19 protein-coding genes and 3 tRNA genes are annotated in these 15,959 nt (G+C 71.9%); 16 read left to right on the top strand and 6 right to left on the bottom strand.

The window, feature by feature from the left end; genetic code table 11:
- The first annotated feature begins 19 nt into the window (after window positions 1-19).
- The 6 genes from VIW71_RS15640 (at window position 20) to VIW71_RS15615 (ending at window position 3,477) form a co-directional block, all read left to right on the top strand.
- Complete coding sequence (locus tag VIW71_RS15640) at window positions 20-820, top strand: fumarylacetoacetate hydrolase family protein (protein ID WP_331622883.1); 801 nt, start codon at window positions 20-22, stop codon at window positions 818-820.
- Window positions 813-2,297 (top strand): glutamate--tRNA ligase, encoded by a 1,485-nt coding sequence (gene gltX, locus VIW71_RS15635; RefSeq protein WP_331622881.1) that lies wholly within the window; start codon window positions 813-815, stop codon window positions 2,295-2,297. The genes VIW71_RS15640 and gltX overlap by 8 nt, the downstream gene beginning before the upstream one ends.
- A 38-nt stretch (window positions 2,298-2,335) precedes the next feature.
- Window positions 2,336-3,079, top strand: a complete 744-nt coding sequence (locus tag VIW71_RS15630) for an HAD family hydrolase (protein ID WP_331622880.1) — start codon at window positions 2,336-2,338, stop codon at window positions 3,077-3,079.
- 90 nt (window positions 3,080-3,169) lie between these two features.
- Window positions 3,170-3,241: transfer RNA gene (locus tag VIW71_RS15625), tRNA-Gln, on the top strand.
- Window positions 3,242-3,268: 27 nt separating this feature from the next.
- A tRNA-Glu gene (locus tag VIW71_RS15620) sits at window positions 3,269-3,341 on the top strand.
- Between the two features lie 63 nt (window positions 3,342-3,404).
- Window positions 3,405-3,477: transfer RNA gene (locus VIW71_RS15615), tRNA-Glu, on the top strand.
- 106 nt (window positions 3,478-3,583) lie between these two features.
- Here VIW71_RS15615 and ndgR read toward each other — a convergent pair.
- Entirely contained in the window at window positions 3,584-4,300 is a 717-nt protein-coding gene (gene ndgR / locus VIW71_RS15610) for an IclR family transcriptional regulator NdgR (RefSeq protein WP_331622879.1), read from the bottom strand.
- Window positions 4,301-4,429: 129 nt separating this feature from the next.
- Here ndgR and leuC point away from each other — a divergent pair, with 129 nt between their 5' ends.
- From leuC to VIW71_RS15590, 4 genes are all read left to right on the top strand, one after another.
- Window positions 4,430-5,863 carry a 3-isopropylmalate dehydratase large subunit gene (leuC, locus tag VIW71_RS15605; RefSeq protein ID WP_331622878.1) on the top strand — a complete coding sequence of 478 codons (1,434 nt, stop codon included), beginning with the start codon at window positions 4,430-4,432 and terminating at the stop codon, window positions 5,861-5,863.
- A 6-nt stretch (window positions 5,864-5,869) separates the two neighbouring features.
- The gene (gene leuD, locus VIW71_RS15600; protein ID WP_331622877.1) at window positions 5,870-6,463 is read left to right on the top strand and encodes a 3-isopropylmalate dehydratase small subunit; all 594 of its coding nucleotides are present in this window, start codon (window positions 5,870-5,872) and stop codon (window positions 6,461-6,463) included.
- A gap of 221 nt (window positions 6,464-6,684) precedes the next feature.
- A complete protein-coding gene (locus tag VIW71_RS15595; protein ID WP_331622876.1) occupies window positions 6,685-6,909 on the top strand; it encodes a hypothetical protein in 225 nt (74 codons plus the stop codon).
- 133 nt (window positions 6,910-7,042) lie between these two features.
- A complete protein-coding gene (locus VIW71_RS15590; protein WP_331622875.1) occupies window positions 7,043-7,612 on the top strand; it encodes an HU family DNA-binding protein in 570 nt (189 codons plus the stop codon).
- A 252-nt stretch (window positions 7,613-7,864) separates the two neighbouring features.
- On the opposite strand, the gene VIW71_RS15585 is transcribed toward VIW71_RS15590, so the two are convergent.
- Entirely contained in the window at window positions 7,865-8,083 is a 219-nt protein-coding gene (locus tag VIW71_RS15585) for a hypothetical protein (protein ID WP_331622874.1), read from the bottom strand.
- A gap of 225 nt (window positions 8,084-8,308) precedes the next feature.
- Window positions 8,309-8,965: a 2-phospho-L-lactate guanylyltransferase gene (gene cofC, locus VIW71_RS15580; protein WP_331622873.1), complete on the bottom strand. Its 657-nt coding sequence runs from the start codon at window positions 8,963-8,965 to the stop codon at window positions 8,309-8,311.
- Between the two features lie 190 nt (window positions 8,966-9,155).
- On the opposite strand from cofC, the gene VIW71_RS15575 reads away from it, so the two are divergent.
- The 3 genes from VIW71_RS15575 to VIW71_RS15565 are packed head-to-tail and all read left to right on the top strand — an operon-like array spanning window position 9,156 to window position 12,113.
- Window positions 9,156-9,965: a lysophospholipid acyltransferase family protein gene (locus VIW71_RS15575; RefSeq protein WP_331622872.1), complete on the top strand. Its 810-nt coding sequence runs from the start codon at window positions 9,156-9,158 to the stop codon at window positions 9,963-9,965.
- Window positions 9,962-10,963 carry an NAD(P)H-dependent glycerol-3-phosphate dehydrogenase gene (locus VIW71_RS15570; protein WP_331622871.1) on the top strand — a complete coding sequence of 334 codons (1,002 nt, stop codon included), beginning with the start codon at window positions 9,962-9,964 and terminating at the stop codon, window positions 10,961-10,963. Before VIW71_RS15575 ends, VIW71_RS15570 begins: the two co-directional genes overlap by 4 nt.
- Before the next feature lie 13 nt (window positions 10,964-10,976).
- The gene (locus tag VIW71_RS15565) at window positions 10,977-12,113 is read left to right on the top strand and encodes a D-alanine--D-alanine ligase family protein (protein ID WP_331622870.1); all 1,137 of its coding nucleotides are present in this window, start codon (window positions 10,977-10,979) and stop codon (window positions 12,111-12,113) included.
- A 25-nt stretch (window positions 12,114-12,138) separates the two neighbouring features.
- Here VIW71_RS15565 and VIW71_RS15560 read toward each other — a convergent pair whose 3' ends face one another.
- Both VIW71_RS15560 and VIW71_RS15555 read right to left on the bottom strand, forming a co-directional pair.
- Entirely contained in the window at window positions 12,139-12,624 is a 486-nt protein-coding gene (locus tag VIW71_RS15560; RefSeq protein WP_331622882.1) for a DUF3515 domain-containing protein, read from the bottom strand.
- A 23-nt stretch (window positions 12,625-12,647) separates the two neighbouring features.
- Window positions 12,648-12,881: an Lrp/AsnC family transcriptional regulator gene (locus tag VIW71_RS15555; protein ID WP_205043521.1), complete on the bottom strand. Its 234-nt coding sequence runs from the start codon at window positions 12,879-12,881 to the stop codon at window positions 12,648-12,650.
- 158 nt (window positions 12,882-13,039) lie between these two features.
- Between VIW71_RS15555 and VIW71_RS15550 the strand changes: the two genes are divergently transcribed.
- Window positions 13,040-14,005 carry a thiamine-phosphate kinase gene (locus VIW71_RS15550; RefSeq protein ID WP_331622869.1) on the top strand — a complete coding sequence of 322 codons (966 nt, stop codon included), beginning with the start codon at window positions 13,040-13,042 and terminating at the stop codon, window positions 14,003-14,005.
- The gene (gene thiD, locus VIW71_RS15545) at window positions 14,002-14,802 is read left to right on the top strand and encodes a bifunctional hydroxymethylpyrimidine kinase/phosphomethylpyrimidine kinase (RefSeq protein ID WP_331622868.1); all 801 of its coding nucleotides are present in this window, start codon (window positions 14,002-14,004) and stop codon (window positions 14,800-14,802) included. Before VIW71_RS15550 ends, thiD begins: the two co-directional genes overlap by 4 nt.
- A gap of 163 nt (window positions 14,803-14,965) precedes the next feature.
- Here the strand turns inward: thiD and rpmB are convergent, their stop codons facing one another.
- Window positions 14,966-15,151: a 50S ribosomal protein L28 gene (gene rpmB, locus VIW71_RS15540; protein WP_033173090.1), complete on the bottom strand. Its 186-nt coding sequence runs from the start codon at window positions 15,149-15,151 to the stop codon at window positions 14,966-14,968.
- A 246-nt stretch (window positions 15,152-15,397) separates the two neighbouring features.
- Here rpmB and VIW71_RS15535 point away from each other — a divergent pair.
- The coding region (locus VIW71_RS15535) for a DAK2 domain-containing protein (protein WP_331622867.1) at window positions 15,398-15,959 on the top strand (562 nt) is incomplete at its 3' end.

Below are 15,959 nucleotides of genomic sequence, written 5' to 3'. Positions count from 1 at the left end.
AGGCTCTAGGCTTATGACCATGCGCATCGCCAGGTTCTCCATCGACGGCAACGTCGCCTTCGGGGCGGTCGAAGGCGACCCGACCGGCCCCGGCGGCCTGGACGGCCTCGTCATCGACATCATCAAGGGCATCCCGTTCGCGGACTTCGAGCTGTCCGGTACGAAGGTGCCGCTGGACAAGGTCCGGCTGCTGCCGCCCGTGCTGCCCAACAAGGTCGTCGCGATCGGCCGGAACTACGCGGCGCACGCCGCCGAACTGGGCCACGAGGTACCGGACGCGCCCTGGGCCTTCTTCAAGCCGTCAACCTCGGTGATCGGCCCCGGCGACCCGATCGTGTACCCGTCGTTCTCCCGCGAGGTCCATCACGAGGCCGAACTCGCCGTGGTGATCAGCCGGATGTGCCGCGAGGTGCCCCGCGAGCGGGTCAAGGACGTCATCCTGGGCTACACCTGCGCCAACGACGTCACCGCCCGGGACACCCAGCGGGCCGAGAAGCAGTGGGCCCGCGCCAAGGGCTTCGACTCCTCGTGCCCGCTCGGCCCGTGGATCGAGACCGGCCTCGACCTGGCCGCCGCCGGTGACCTCGCCGTCACCGCGACCGTCAACGGCGAACTGCGGCAGGCCGGCCGCACCCGCCAGATGATCAACTCCGTCGAGGACCTGATCGTCAACATCACCGAGGCGATGACGCTGCTCCCCGGTGACGTTCTGCTCACCGGCACCCCCGCGGGCGTCGGCCCGCTGCTCCCCGGCGACGAGGTCGCCGTCACCATCGAAGGCATCGGCACTCTCACCAACAAGGTGATCTCGCGTGACTAGCGCGACCACTCCGGGTGTCCGCGTCCGCTTCTGTCCCTCGCCGACCGGCAACCCCCACGTGGGCCTGGTCCGCACCGCCCTGTTCAACTGGGCGTTCGCCCGGCACCACCAGGGCACCCTGGTCTTCCGCATCGAGGACACCGACGCGGCCCGCGACTCCGAGGAGTCGTACCGGCAACTGCTCGACTCGATGCGCTGGCTCGGGCTCGACTGGGACGAGGGCCCCGAGGTGGGCGGCCCGCACGCGCCCTACCGCCAGTCGCAGCGGATGGACATCTACGCCGACGTGGCCCGCCGCCTCAAGGAGGCCGGGCACGCGTACGACTGCTACTGCACCAACGAGGAGCTGGAGGAGCGCCGGGCCGAGGCCCGTGCCGCCGGCCGCCCCTCGGGGTACGACGGGAAGTGCCGCACACTGACGGCCGAGCAGATCGCCGCCTACCGGGCCGAGGGCCGACCCGCCGTCGTCCGCTTCCGGATGCCGGACCAGCCGATCACCTTCACCGACCTGGTCCGCGGCGAGCTGACCTTCACCCCGGAGAACGTGCCGGACTACGGCATCCTCCGAGCCACCGGCGCCCCGCTCTACACGCTGGTCAACCCGGTGGACGACGCGCTGATGGAGATCACCCACGTCCTGCGCGGCGAGGACCTGCTCTCCTCCACCCCGCGGCAGATCGCGCTCTACCACGCGCTGATCGAACTCGGCGTCGCCAAGGCCGTCCCGGTCTTCGGGCACCTGCCCTATGTCATGGGCGAGGGCAACAGGAAGCTGTCCAAGCGCGACCCGGAGGCCTCCCTCGGCCTCTACCGCGAGCGCGGCTTCCTGCCCGAGGGCCTGCTCAACTACCTCTCGCTGCTCGGCTGGTCCTACTCCGCCGACCAGGACGTCTTCTCGCTCGCCGAGATGGTCGCGAAGTTCGACATCGCCGACGTCAACGCCAACCCGGCCCGCTTCGACCTGAAGAAGGCCGAGGCGATCAACGCCGACCACATCCGCCGCCTGGAGCCCAAGGCGTTCGCCGGGGCGTGCGCGCCCTGGCTGCGCGCCCCCTACGCCCCCTGGCCCCCGGAGTCCTTCGACGAAGCGGCGTGGCTGGCCGTCGCCCCGCACGCGCAGACCCGCCTCACCGTGCTGTCCGACATCACCGCCAACGTCGACTTCCTCTTCCTGGACGCACCCGCCCAGGACGAGGCGTCCTGGGCGAAGGGGATGAAAGAAGGCTCCGACGCGCTGCTGCGCACCGCCCGCGAGCACCTGGCGGCGGCCGACTGGTCCACTCCGGAGGCCCTGAAGGAAGCGGTGCTGGCCGCGGGCGAGCAGCACGGCCTCAAGCTGGGCAAGGCCCAGGCCCCGGTCCGGGTCGCCGTCACCGGCCGCACGGTCGGCCTGCCGCTCTTCGAGTCCCTCCAGGTGCTGGGCCGCGAGCGCACCCTGGCCCGAATCGACGCCGCCCTGGCCGAACTGGGCGGCTGACCGGCCGGCTGTCCGACCCCGCCGCTAGATTGGTCGGCATGGCGATCCGCGCGGTCCTGTGGGACATCGACGACACCATCTTCGACTACGCGGGCGCCGACCGCGCCGGCCTGCGCAATCACCTGCGCCACGAGGGCCTGCCCGACGGATACGACACCGTCGGGCAGGCCCTCGACCGCTGGGAGGAGCTGACCGCGCTGCACTGGGCGCGGTTCGCGGCCGGGGAGTGCGACTTCCCGGGCCAGCGCAGGGACCGGGTGCGGGACTTCCTGGGCCGGGCGCTGACCGACGAAGAGGCCGACGCGTACTTCGCGCGGCACGTCGCGCACTACGAGGCGGCGTGGGCGCTGTTCCCCGACGCCGTGCCCGTACTCGACCTGCTGGCCGGGGAGTACCGGCACGCGGTGCTCTCCAACTCCGCCTTCGAGCATCAGGACCGCAAGCTGCGCACGCTGGGCGTACGGGACCGGTTCGAGGCGCTGCTGTGCGCGGTGGAACTCGGGGTGTCCAAGCCGGAGGCGGCGGCCTTCCACGCGGCCTGTGACGTGCTGGGTCTGGCGCCGCACGAGGTCGCGTACGTCGGCAACGAACCGGACATCGACGCCCGGGGCGCGGCCGACGCCGGGCTGCACGGCATCTGGCTGGACCGGCTCCGGATCGGCTGGCCGCCGGAGCTCGGCGGGCCCCCACGGGGCGTGCGGGGAAGGATCACCGGGCTCGCCGAACTTCCCGGCCTGCTGCGCGGCGATACTCGTTTTGGAGCGGTGACCGGCATCGGGTAATGTTCTTCCTGCGCCGCCGGAGAGGGCAGACAGACCCAGCCGGTGATCGCAAAAACCGAACGAAGCCCCCGGTCGGGGGTTGAGTTTTGGTGGGGTATGGTGTAATTGGCAGCACGACTGATTCTGGTTCAGTTAGTCTAGGTTCGAGTCCTGGTACCCCAGCGCACTTTCGTGCGAGTCTCAGTGCGAGCCCCCGTTGTGTAGCGGCCTAGCACGCTGCCCTCTCAAGGCAGTAGCGCCGGTTCGAATCCGGTCGGGGGTACAGATCCTTTCATTCCGTTCCCTCCGGGTCGCTCCCGGCCGGAACGACGTGAGGATCGCCAGGGCCCCCGTTGTGTAGCGGCCTAGCACGCCGCCCTCTCAAGGCGGTAGCGCCGGTTCGAATCCGGTCGGGGGTACACGGTCTTTTTTCCACTCGGGAAGCCCGTCGCGGTCGCGGCGGGCTTTCGCCGTTACCGCGGCGCCCCCGGAGGGCCCCGCGGGGCCCTCCCGCGCGGGGGGAGCTCAGCCGTTGCGCCGCAGCGCTTCGGACAGCCGGGCCGCCGCGTCCACCACGGCCTGCGCGTGCATACGTCCCGGGTGCCGGGTGAGCCGTTCGATCGGCCCGGAGACGGACACCGCGGCGACCACGCGGTTGGAGGGCCCGCGCACCGGGGCGGAGACCGAGGCGACCCCCGGCTCGCGTTCGCCGATCGACTGCGACCAGCCCCGGCGGCGCACGCCGGACAGCGCGGTGGCGGTGAACCTGGCGCCCTGGAGACCGCGGTGCAGCCGCTCCGGCTCCTCCCACGCCATGAGCACCTGCGCCGCGGACCCCGCCTTCATCGGCAGCGTGGAGCCCACCGGGACGGTGTCCCGGAGTCCGGACAGCCGTTCCGCCGCGGCGACGCAGATGCGCATGTCGCCCTGGCGCCGGTAGAGCTGCGCGCTCTCGCCGGTGACGTCCCGCAGGTGGGTGAGGACGGGCCCCGCGGTGGCGAGCAGCCGGTCCTCACCCGCGGCGGCGGCCAGCTCGGAGAGCCGGGGACCCAGGATGAAGCGGCCCTGCATGTCGCGGGCCACCATGCGGTGGTGTTCGAGCGCGACCGCCAGCCGGTGCGCGGTGGGGCGGGCCAGGCCCGTGGCACCGACAAGCCCGGCCAGGGTGGCCGGACCGGACTCCAGCGCGCTGAGCACCAGAGCCGCCTTGTCGAGAACGCCGACGCCGCTAGAGTTGTCCATGCAACGATATTCGCGTCTCACACTATGAAACGCAAGTTCAATTTCCCGGAGAACGCGTCAGGCTTGTGGACACAGCGCAGGACTCACACGAATTGGCCGCCGCGATGCTGCGGGGCCGGAGGGACGGCGATGGGTAGGACACTCGCGGAGAAAGTCTGGGACGACCACGTCGTCCGCCGCGCCGAGGGCGAGCCCGATCTGCTCTTCATCGATCTTCACCTGCTGCACGAGGTGACCAGTCCCCAGGCGTTCGACGGGCTGCGGATGAACGGCCGGAAGGTCCGCCGCACCGACCTCACCATCGCCACCGAGGACCACAACACCCCCACCCTCGACATCGACAAGCCGATCGCCGACCCGGTCTCCCGTACCCAGTTGGAGACGCTGCGCAAGAACTGCGCCGAGTTCGGCGTGCGGCTGCACCCGCTGGGCGACGTCGAGCAGGGCGTCGTGCACGTCGTGGGCCCGCAGCTCGGTCTGACCCAGCCGGGCACCACGGTGGTCTGCGGCGACTCGCACACCTCCACCCACGGTGCTTTCGGCGCGCTGGCGTTCGGCATCGGCACCTCGCAGGTCGAGCATGTGCTGGCCACCCAGACGCTGCCGCTGGCCCCGTTCCGGACGATGGCGATCACCGTGGACGGCGAACTGTCGCCCGGCGTCACCGCCAAGGACCTGATCCTCGCCGTGATCACCAGGATCGGCACCGGCGGCGGCCAGGGCTATGTCATCGAATACCGCGGCTCGGCGATCGAGAAGCTGTCGATGGAAGCCCGGATGACCGTCTGCAACATGTCGATCGAGGCGGGCGCGCGGGCCGGCATGATCGCCCCCGACCAGACCACCTTCGACTACCTGGAAGGGCGCCCGCACGCCCCCAAGGGTGCGGACTGGGACGCGGCGGTCGCGTACTGGAAGACGCTGAAGACCGATGAGGACGCGGTCTTCGACCACGAGGTGCGGATCGAGGCGAGCGAGCTGACCCCGTTCGTCACCTGGGGCACCAACCCCGGGCAGGGCGCGCCGCTGAGTGCGTCGGTGCCGGACCCCGCGTCCTTCGCCGACGCCAGCGACCGGCTCGCCGCCGAGAAGGCGCTGGAGTACATGGGCCTCACCGCCGGCCAGCCGCTGCGGGAGGTCCGGGTGGACACCGTCTTCGTCGGCTCCTGCACCAACGGCCGGATCGAGGACCTGCGCGCCGCCGCGTCGGTGGTCCAGGGCCGCAAGGTGGCCGACGGGGTGCGCATGCTGGTCGTACCGGGTTCGGTCCGCGTCGCCCTGCAGGCCGTCGAGGAGGGCCTGGACAAGGTGTTCACCGCCGCCGGAGCCGAGTGGCGGCACGCGGGCTGCTCGATGTGCCTGGGCATGAACCCCGACCAACTGGCGCCCGGCGAGCGCTCCGCGTCCACCTCCAACCGCAACTTCGAGGGCCGGCAGGGCAAGGGCGGCCGTACCCACCTGGTCTCCCCGCAGGTCGCCGCGGCCACCGCCGTACTGGGCCATCTCGCCTCGCCCGCCGATCTGTCCGGCACCCCTGCCACCCCTGTCCACGAGGGAGTCTGAGCCACCATGGAAGCCTTCACCACGCACACCGGCCGGGCCGTTCCGCTGCGCCGCAGCAATGTCGACACCGACCAGATCATCCCGGCGCACTGGCTGAAGAAGGTCACCCGCAACGGGTTCGAGGACGGCCTGTTCGAGGCCTGGCGCAAGGACGAGACGTTCATCCTCAACGCCCCCGAGCGCGCGGGCGCCACCGTGCTGGTGGCCGGCCCCGACTTCGGTACCGGCTCGTCCCGCGAGCACGCCGTGTGGGCTCTGCAGAACTACGGTTTCAAGACCGTGATCTCGTCCCGGTTCGCCGACATCTTCCGTGGCAACTCGCTGAAGAACGGCCTGCTCACGGTGGTACTGCCGCAGGACACCGTGGAGCAGCTCTGGAAGCTCACCGAAGCCGACCCCTCCGCCGAGATCACCGTGGACCTGGTCGCCCGCGAGGTGCGCGCCGAGGGGATCACGGTCTCGTTCGACCTCGACGACAACGCCCGGTGGCGGCTGCTGGAAGGGCTCGACGACATCAGCCTGACGCTCGCCGACGAGGCGGACATCACCGCGTACGAGTCGGGTCGGCCGTCCTTCAAGCCGAGCACCGTACAGGTCTGATCCGAGGGCCGTACCGGTCCAGGCCGGCACCCGCACCGAAAGCGCCTCCCGCCCGTCCGCGGGGGGCGCTTCGGCATGTCCGGGCGGACTTCGCGGTCGGCCCGCGCGCTGTCCGCGCACAGGCCCGCGCACCGGCCCCTGCGGGCGCCGTGAAGCCGTCCCGGAGCACCCGGTTGGCCCTGCCGCTCCCGACAACTCGCCGCAGATGGCACAATCGACGCATGGAACGCGACGGCCAACTCGAGCTCTACGGGGTTCTCGCCGCGCGTTTGAAGCAGACGCACACGCGCGTCGCCAATCCCGAAGTCCCTCACCGGACAAGGCAGGAGTTGACTCGGCGGCTGCTCGCGGTGACCGCTGTGGCGAAGCACGATCTCGCCGACGCGGCACGGCGTCTGGACGTGTTAACGGCTGAGTTGGACGACCTCGGAATCCCGGATCGCTGATCACGAGGAGCCCCGAGTTCGTTGCGGCACAAGGGTGATTCGCCCGTTTCGTATTTGATTTGCGGTATATATCCGCCTAGCGTGCGAAATCAGCCCGTACTCATTCGCCGGGCAAGTTTCCGAAGGGGAAGACGTGAACAAGGCGCAGCTCGTAGAAGCGATTGCCGACAAGGTAGGCGGCCGTCAGGCCGCCGCGGACGCGGTTGACGCGGTTCTCGACGCGATCGTCCGCGCGGTGGTCACCGGCGACCGGGTGTCGGTCACCGGATTCGGCTCGTTCGAGAAGGTGGAGCGTCCCGCCCGTTACGCTCGCAATCCCCAGACCGGGGAGCGAGTACGGGTCAAGAAGACCTCGGTGCCGCGGTTCCGCGCGGGTCAGGGCTTCAAAGACCTGGTCAGCGGCGCGAAGAAGCTTCCGCGCGGCGGCGAGGTCGCGGTCAAGAAGGCTCCCAAGGGCAGCTTGAGCGGCGGCGCCGCGGCGACGGCGCGGACCACCACGAAGAAGGCCGCGGCGAAGAAGGCCACCACCGCCAAGGCGGCGGCCGCGAAGAAGACCACCGCGAAGCAGGCCGCGGCCAAGAAGACCGCCGCGAAGAAAGCGACCGCCAAGAAGGCCCCGGCCAAGAAAGCGACCGCGAAGAAGGCCCCGAGCAAGCGAACCTCGGCGCGCAAGTCCGCTGCCAAGCGGACCACCTCGAAGTGATAGCCGGGACGCCGATCCGGCCGCCCCACCGCGACGGGCCGGGCCCCCCGCACACAGGGGAGCCCGGCCCGCTGGCTTTATGGCCCGCACGGTCCGCCCGTACGATCCGGGCGCTCGTACCCGGTGTCGACGTCGACCGAGCTCGTTCGCTCGTACCTCACGACCGGCGTTGCGCTCAACCTCGCGACACCGGTGCGTCCCTCGGCTCGACCGCCGCACCGAGAACCGCACGACTGCGCAGCGTTGCAGGCGCTACGCCCCCAGGTCCGGATACGTCTGCAGCGTGACGAAGACCACCCGCCGGGCGTCGCCCGAACCCTCGGTACGAATCCGCACCCGCTGGCCCGGCCGCAGCAGCCGCAGCCGCCCGGCGTCGAACGCGGCGGCGTCGAACTCCAGCGGCGTCCCGTCGTCCAGCAGCACGCTGCCGGCGCGGGTCTCGGGGTCGAAGGTGAACGCGGTTGCCTGCATGCGGCCAGCGTAGAGCCTCCGTCCGGTCACCGGCCCACCCCGGGGGTCCGCCGTGCGGCCGGTGAGGCGCAGGCCGCACCTCCGCCGGAAGCGTGCCGAAGCCGCACCCCTGTCGAACGAGGAGCAGAAGGAGCGAGGCGGGGGCATCCCCGGCCGGAGGCCGGGGGAGAGCGGCGTACGACGAGGACCTCTCCCGGACTTCGTCCGCGGGACCCCGGAGAGGGGTCAAGAGCGGCCGGAGGCGAGAGGGCGGCGGAGAAGGGCGGCGGTGCGCGGGCCGACGCCCAGCGAGAGGGCCGCGCGCAGGTCCTCGCCGGTGTCCACGTCCTGCCGGACCGAGGGGACCTCGGGCAGCACGATCTCGCGGGCGCCCGAGGCGAGGTGGCGGGCGCGGGAGGCGCCGCCGAACGCGGGGGCGAGGGGCGCCCGCGGCGGGGTGGCGAGCAAGGTTGTCCCCACACCGGCCGCGTCGGCCAGGAACGCACGCCCCCGGGCAGCCGCGGCCTCCCGCAGTACCAGCGCCAGCTCGGCCGGCCGCAGGGCCGGGAGATCGCCGCCCAGGGCCGCCACCGGAGCGGACGGTATGCGGTCGCGGGCCCGCTCGGCGCCGTACCGCAGGGCCGCGTTCAGACCGGCGGCCGGCCGGTCGGCCACCACGTACGCCCCCAGCTCCGCCAACCGCGCGCCCGTGGTCGGATCGTCGGTGACCACGGTGACGTCCGCCACCTCCGCGCAGGCCAGCGCCGCGGCCACCGTGTCGAGCGCGAACGCCAGCGCCAGCGCGGGCCGCACCGCCCCCGCGGCCGGCGCCAGTCTGCTCTTCGCCACCGCCAGCGGCTTGAGCGGCACGACCAGACAGAACCCGTTCCCCGTCACATCCACCCGCCCATTGTGGGCGCGCCGCACCCTGCGCCCGTCAGGGGGTTCCCCCGCGGGCCGGGGGGAGGGGAGTGTCACAGGTGCCCCCGCCGCACGGCGAACCGCTGGCGTTAACCTCTCGGTAGCCGCGATGCTTGTGCGGCCGTAAGGGCGCCGCACGCGGGCGGCGCCATCGCAACGAAGAGGAGTCCGGGTGCCCCGCCGCAGAATCGGTTTCTGGTACCGCCTGGCGGCCGTCATCGCGAAGCCGCCGCTCATTGTGCTGTTGAAGCGGGATTGGCGGGGAATGGAACACATTCCGGCCGAAGGCGGATTCCTCGCGGCGGTGAACCACAACTCGCACCTCGACCCGTTCGCGTATGCGCATTTCCAGTACAACACCGGCCGGGTCCCGCGGTTCCTCGCCAAGGCGTCGCTGTTCAAGCCTCCGGTGGTCGGCACCTTCATGCGCGGCACCGGCCAGATTCCGGTGCTCCGGGCCACCACGGACGCCGCCGCCGCTTTCCGGGCCGCGGTCGAGGCGGTCAACGACGGCGAGTGCGTGGTCTTCTACCCCGAAGGCACCCTCACCCGCGATCCCGACCAGTGGCCGATGGTCGGCAAGACCGGCGTTGCCAGGGTCGCCCTGCTCACCAGGGCCCCGGTGATCCCGATCGCCCAGTGGGGCGCCAACGAACTGCTGCCGCCGTACGCGAAGAAGCCCGCGCTGCGGCCCCGGAAGACCCACCGCGTGCTGGTCGGCCCGCCGGTCGAGCTGAGCGCCTATTACGGCAAAGAGCCCACCGCCGAGGTGCTGCGCGAGGTCACCGAGGCCATCATGGGCGCGGTGAAGGATCTTCTCGCGGAACTGCGCGGTGTACCCGCCCCCGCCGAGCTGTACGACCCGCGCAGGGCGGGCCGCACCGCGGTCGGGCGGCCGGCCGGGGAACCTGCCCGGCCGGCCGGGCAGGTGTCCGGCGGAGCCCCCGTGGAACCGGCGACGGAAGCACGGGAGAGCGAATGACGACCCGCTGCGCGGTCTACGGCACCGGCTCGTGGGGCACCGCCTTCGCGATGGTGCTCGCCGACGCCGGCTGCCAGGTGTCGCTGTGGGGCCGCCGTCCCGAACTCGTCGCGGAGATCAACGCCACCCGCCGCAACCCCGACTACTTCCCGGACCTCGAACTGCCCGCCGCCGTCACGGCCACCGCCGACCCCGCGCAGGCCGCCGCCGACGCGGAGTTCGTCGTCCTCGCCGTCCCCTCGCAGTCGCTGCGCACCAACCTCGGGGACTGGGCGCCGCTGCTGCGCCGGGACGCCGTGCTGGTCAGCCTGATGAAGGGCGTCGAGCTGGGCACCGCCAAGCGGATGAGCGAGGTCATCGGGGAGGTCGCCAAGGCCGCCCCGGACCGGATCGCCGTCCTGTCCGGGCCCAACCTGGCCCCGGAGATCGCCGCCCGGCAGCCCGCCGCGTCCGTCGTCGCCTGCCGGGACGAGGAGGTGGCCCGCCGCTTCCAGGCCGCGTGCCACACCGCGTACTTCCGCCCGTACACCAACACCGACGTGGTCGGCTGCGAACTGGGCGGCGCGGTGAAGAACGTGATCGCGCTGGCCGTCGGCATCGCCGACGGCATGGGCATGGGCGACAACACCAAGGCGTCGCTGATCACCCGGGGCCTGGCCGAGACCACCCGGCTGGGGCTGGCGATGGGCGCGGACCCCTACACCTTCGCGGGCCTGGCCGGGATGGGCGATCTGGTCGCCACCTGCTCCTCGCCGCTGTCCCGCAACAACACCTTCGGGCACAACCTCGGCCGCGGGATGAGCCTCGCCGAGACCATCGCCGCCACCAGCCAGACCGCCGAGGGCGTCAAGTCGTGTGAATCGGTGGCGGATCTGGGGCGGCGGCACGGTGTGGACATGCCGATCACGGAGACCGTGGTCGATATCGTGCACAACGGGAAACCACCCCTGGTAGCCGTCAAGGAGTTGATGTCACGCTCCGCGAAGCCGGAACGGTAGGGTCGAACGCGACATGAGCAACCTGCAGAACATCGAGCGCAAGCCGCGCGTCGCCGTCGTCTTCGGCGGGCGCAGCTCCGAGCACGGAGTCTCCGTGGTGACCGCTGCCAGCGTGCTGCGCGCGATCGACCGCGACAAGTACGACGTCCTGCCCATCGGCATCACCGCCGAAGGCCGCTGGGCGCTCACCGCCGACGCACCCGAGCGGATGGCCATCGCCGACCGCCGGATGCCCACCGTCGAGCAGGTCACCGACCACGAGGGCGCCGTCGTGCTGCCCGTCGACCCGGCCAGCCGGGAGGTCGTCTACACCGAGGCCGGCACCGTACCCAAGGTGCTCGGCGAGGTGGACGTCGTCTTCCCGCTGCTGCACGGGCCGTACGGCGAGGACGGCACTCTTCAGGGTCTGCTGGAACTCTCCGGCGTCCCGTACGTCGGCGCGGGCGTGCTCGCCTCCGCCGTCGGCATGGACAAGGAGTACATGAAGCGGATCTTCACCTCCTTCGGGCTGGCCGTCGGCCCGTACACGGTGATCAGGCCGCGTGAGTGGGAGCGGGACGAGGAAACGGTACGGCGCAGGGTCGGCGAGTTCGCCGGCCGGCACGGCTGGCCGCTGTTCGTCAAACCCGCCCGGGCCGGCTCGTCCTTCGGTATCAGCAGGGTCGAGGGCCCGGACGCGCTGGACGCGGCGGTCGAGGAGGCCCGGCGGCACGATCCCAAGGTGATCGTCGAGGCGCTGCTGCGGGGCCGCGAGATCGAGTGCGGCGTCCTGGAGTTCGAGGACGGCCCGCGCGCCTCGGTGCCCGCCGAGATCCCGCCGGCCACCGCGCACGACTTCTACGACTTCGAGGCGAAGTACATCGACTCCGCCGAGGGCATCGTGCCGGCACCGCTCACCCCCGAGCAGACCGACCGGGTACGGCGGCTCGCCGTCGAGGCGTTCGAGGCGGCCTCCTGCGAGGGCCTGGTCCGCGCGGACTTCTTCCTGCTGGACAGCGGGGAGTTCGTCATCAACGAGATCAACACCATGCCCGGCTTCACCCCGATCTCGATGTACCCGCGGATGTGGCAGGAGAGCGGCGTCGGCTACCCGGAACTGGTCGACCGGCTCATCCAGGCCGCGCTGCGCCGCCCCACCGGGCTGCGCTGACGCCGCCGGAGCCGGCGCCGACGGCCTAGACCCCCTCCGGAATCGTCTTCCGCACGGGTCCGGCGAGGTCGGTCAGCGCACCGACGTCGCCGGCCCACTTCGTCGGGAGGGTTACCTCGACGTACGCCTTGCGCAGCGTCGTGGTCAGCCGGAACACCCCGCCCGGCCGCTGCTCGATCACCCAGCCCACCCCGTCCACGGTCACCCCGGCCGCCGCGGGGTCCTTCAGGATCTCCGGCCGCGGCACCCCGCAGCGCAACTGGATCGCCGGATCGCCCCACCCGGCGGTGAACTCGGATTCCGGCTTGAGATCATGCCGGGAGAGCCCTTCGACCTTCGGAGGCAGTTCGCGGTGGAGCGCACGGCAGTAGCCCGCCGCCCGGGCGTCAGGAACCGGTACGGCGACCGTCTCGTCGGTACCGGAGGTGTCCGCCGTCATACTGCAGTCCGCCGCCGCGGACAGGAGCGCGACGGCGGACACGGCGATCAGCACGGCCCGGCGGTACAGCATCACCGGGTGAGCATAGTCGGGGGCTAGATATGAACGACCGGACAGGTCAGGGTCCGGGTGATGCCGTCCACCTGCTGGACCCTGGCGACCACCATGCGGCCGAGTTCGTCGACCGTGTCGGCCTGGGCCCGGACGATGACGTCATAGGGACCCGTGACGTCCTCGGCCTGGATGACTCCGTCGATCTTGGAAATCACCTCCGCTACTGCCGAGGCCTTGCCGACCTCGGTCTGGATCAGGATGTACGCCTGTACCACGGAACCTCCAGGGCGGCTACGAGGATCATGTGGGAAGGGGTACGCCACGTTATCGCGTCGTCGCACGCAGCGGGGAGACCCGCGCGGTACCTCACGCCCGTATTGACGGGAAATACGCAGCGGAACCGGCGGATGCCGAAACTGAAGGGGACGATGAGATGAAGGGGACTGTGGGCGAGTTGGGGGAGTTCGGACTCATCAGGGAACTGACCTCCCGCCTCACCTCGACCCCCGCCGTGGAAATCGGCCCCGGCGACGACGCGGCCGTGGTCACCGCGCCCGACCGCCGGGTGGTGGCCACCACGGACGCCCTGGTGGAAGGCCGGCACTTCCGGCGCGACTGGTCCACCGCCTACGACGTCGGCCGCAAGGCCGCCGCGCAGAACCTCGCGGACATCGCCGCCATGGGCGCCGTGCCCACCGCCGTACTCCTCGCCCTCGTCGTCCCCGCCGACCTGCCCGCCACCTGGCCGGTCGAGCTGATGGACGGCATCCGCGACGAGTGCCAGGTCGCGGGGGCGGCCGTGGTCGGCGGTGACGTGGTACGCGGCGACACCATCACCGTCGTCATCACCGCCCTGGGTGACCTGCTGGGGCGTCCCCCCGTCACCCGATCGGGAGCCCGCCCCGGCAACATCGTCGCGGTCACCGGCTGGCTCGGCTGGTCCGCGGCCGGCTACGCCGTACTGTCCCGAGGCTTCCGCTCCCCCCGCGCCTTCGTCGAGGCCCACCGCCGCCCCGAACCCCCGTACCACGCGGGCCCGGCCGCCGCCGAGCTCGGCGCCACCGCGATGACCGACGTCAGCGACGGGCTGGTCGCCGACCTCGGCCACGTCGCCGCCGCCAGCGGAGTCGACATCGACCTGCGCTCCGCCGACGTCGACGTACCCGCCCAGATGTCCGACATCGGCCAGGCCGTCGGCGTCGACCCCCTGCACTGGGTGCTCACCGGCGGTGAGGACCACGCGATCGTCGCGACCTTCCCCCGCGAGGCGAAACTCCCCGCCCGCTGGCGGGTCATCGGCGAGGTCACCCCGCCGGCCGGCCGCACTCCGCAGGTCACGGTGGACGGCGCGCCGTGGGACAAGGCGGGCGGGTGGGACCACTTCGGAGCCGAGGCATGATCTCCCGGGCCCCCGCCCGGGGCCTGACCGTCGCGGGCTCCGACTCCGGCGGCGGCGCCGGCATCCAGGCCGACCTGAAGACGATGCTCGCGCTCGGCGTGCACGGCATGAGCGTGCTCACCGCCGTCACCGCGCAGAACTCCCTCGGCGTGCGTGGTGTGTGGGAACTGCCGGAGGAAGCCGTACGAGCCCAGTTCCGCGCGGTCGTCGACGACATCGGGGTGCAGGCCGTGAAGACCGGCATGCTCTCCTCCGCGGAACTGGCTGCCGCCGTCGCCGAGTTGCTGACCGGTCTCGACGCACCCGTCGTGGTGGACCCGGTGGGCGTCTCCAAACACGGCGACGCGCTGCTCGCGGCCCGCGCGGTCGAGGTCGTACGCACCCGGCTGCTGCCCACCGCCACCGTCGCCACCCCCAACCTGGACGAGGTCACGCAGCTCACGGGCGTCGTCGTCACCGACGAGGAGGGGATGCGGGCCGCGGCGCGGGCGGTGCTCTCCTACGGCCCCCGGTGGGCGCTGATCAAGGGCGGCCACCTCGGCGCCGGGCACGACGCGGTCGACCTGCTCTCCGACGGCACCCGCGAACACTGGTACCGCGCGCCCCGGCTGCCGGGGGCCCACACCCACGGCACGGGCTGCACCCTGGCGAGCGCCGTGGCCTCGTACCTCGCTCTCGGCCACGAGGTACCGGAAGCGGTCGGGCTGGCGAAGACCTATGTGAGCGGCGCCATCGCGGCGGGATTCCCGCTGGGGGCCGGGATCGGGCCGGTGGACCACGGGTGGAGGTCGCGCTGAAGGGTCCCGGGGCCGCGCCCGGGGTTCCCAGGGAACGCCGAAGAACCGGTCCGCCGTGAGGTGGACCGGTTCTCGAGGTCTCGCGCTGGTACGCACGCGTACGTCGCAAGCGCGGCCGGGGGTACCCCCGCCTGCGCGGGGAGTACGGAGCTACGGGTATCGCTCAGCGCGAGACCTTGCCGGCCTTGATGCACGAGGTGCAGACGTTGAGCCGCTTCGGCGTCTTCCCGACGACCGCACGCACGCGCTGGATGTTGGGGTTCCAACGACGCGGGGTACGGCGGTGCGAGTGGGAGATGCTGTTGCCGAAGCCCGGCCCCTTGCCGCAGACGTCGCAGTTGGCAGCCACGGGTCACTCCAAAGACTTCAGATGCATTTACGATGAAAAGCCCAAGAGAGCCCCGGGCAACCGGAGCAGCATACAACGCCCGCTCCCGTACAACGAAACTACCATGGTCCGAGGGCGGGCCGGACGCCGCCGGGCGGACCCCACTCGCCCGGTGCACCGACACCCGGACTTCTCCCGCCTCTGTGCGGGCTCACGGCTACCCTCGCCAGCAGCCCCTCGTTCCCGGTGTCCCGCCAGGAGGACTCCTTGCCGCCCTCGCTCGACGCTTCCGCGGTGCGTGCCTGGTGCCGGCTCTCCCTCCGGGCCCTCGGGCGGGCCCGCGAGGAGATCGACGCGATCAACGTCTACCCGGTGGCGGACGGCGACACCGGCACGAACCTCTACCTCACCGTCGAGTCCGCCGCCCAGGCCGTCGACGCGGTCTTCGAGGCCCACGCCACCACCGGCCCTCCGGCCGCCTCCCGCCCCACCCTCCCCGAGGCCTTCCGCGCCATGTCCCACGGCGCCCTCATCGGCGCCCGCGGCAACTCCGGCACGATCCTCGCGCAGCTCCTGCGCGGCATGAACCAGGTGATCGCCGCTCCGGCGGCGACGCGGGAGGGGGACGCCGACCGTGCCGCGGCCGACGCGGGAGCGGCCGCGGACCACGCGGCCGCGGGGGCGTTGCGGCAGGCGTTGCGAGTGGCCGCGGAGTCGGCGTACGAGGCGGTGGCGCGGCCGGTCGAGGGGACGATGCTCACCGTCGCGATGGGGGCCGCGGACGCCGCGCGGGACACGGCCGGCGGGCTGGCGGAGGTGGCGCGCGCCG

Source organism: Streptomyces sp. (genome assembly GCF_036524955.1).
Classification (GTDB): domain Bacteria; phylum Actinomycetota; class Actinomycetes; order Streptomycetales; family Streptomycetaceae; genus Actinacidiphila.
The sequence above is the reverse complement of the archived record's forward strand: the minus strand, read 5'-3'. Positions and strand labels throughout refer to the sequence as shown.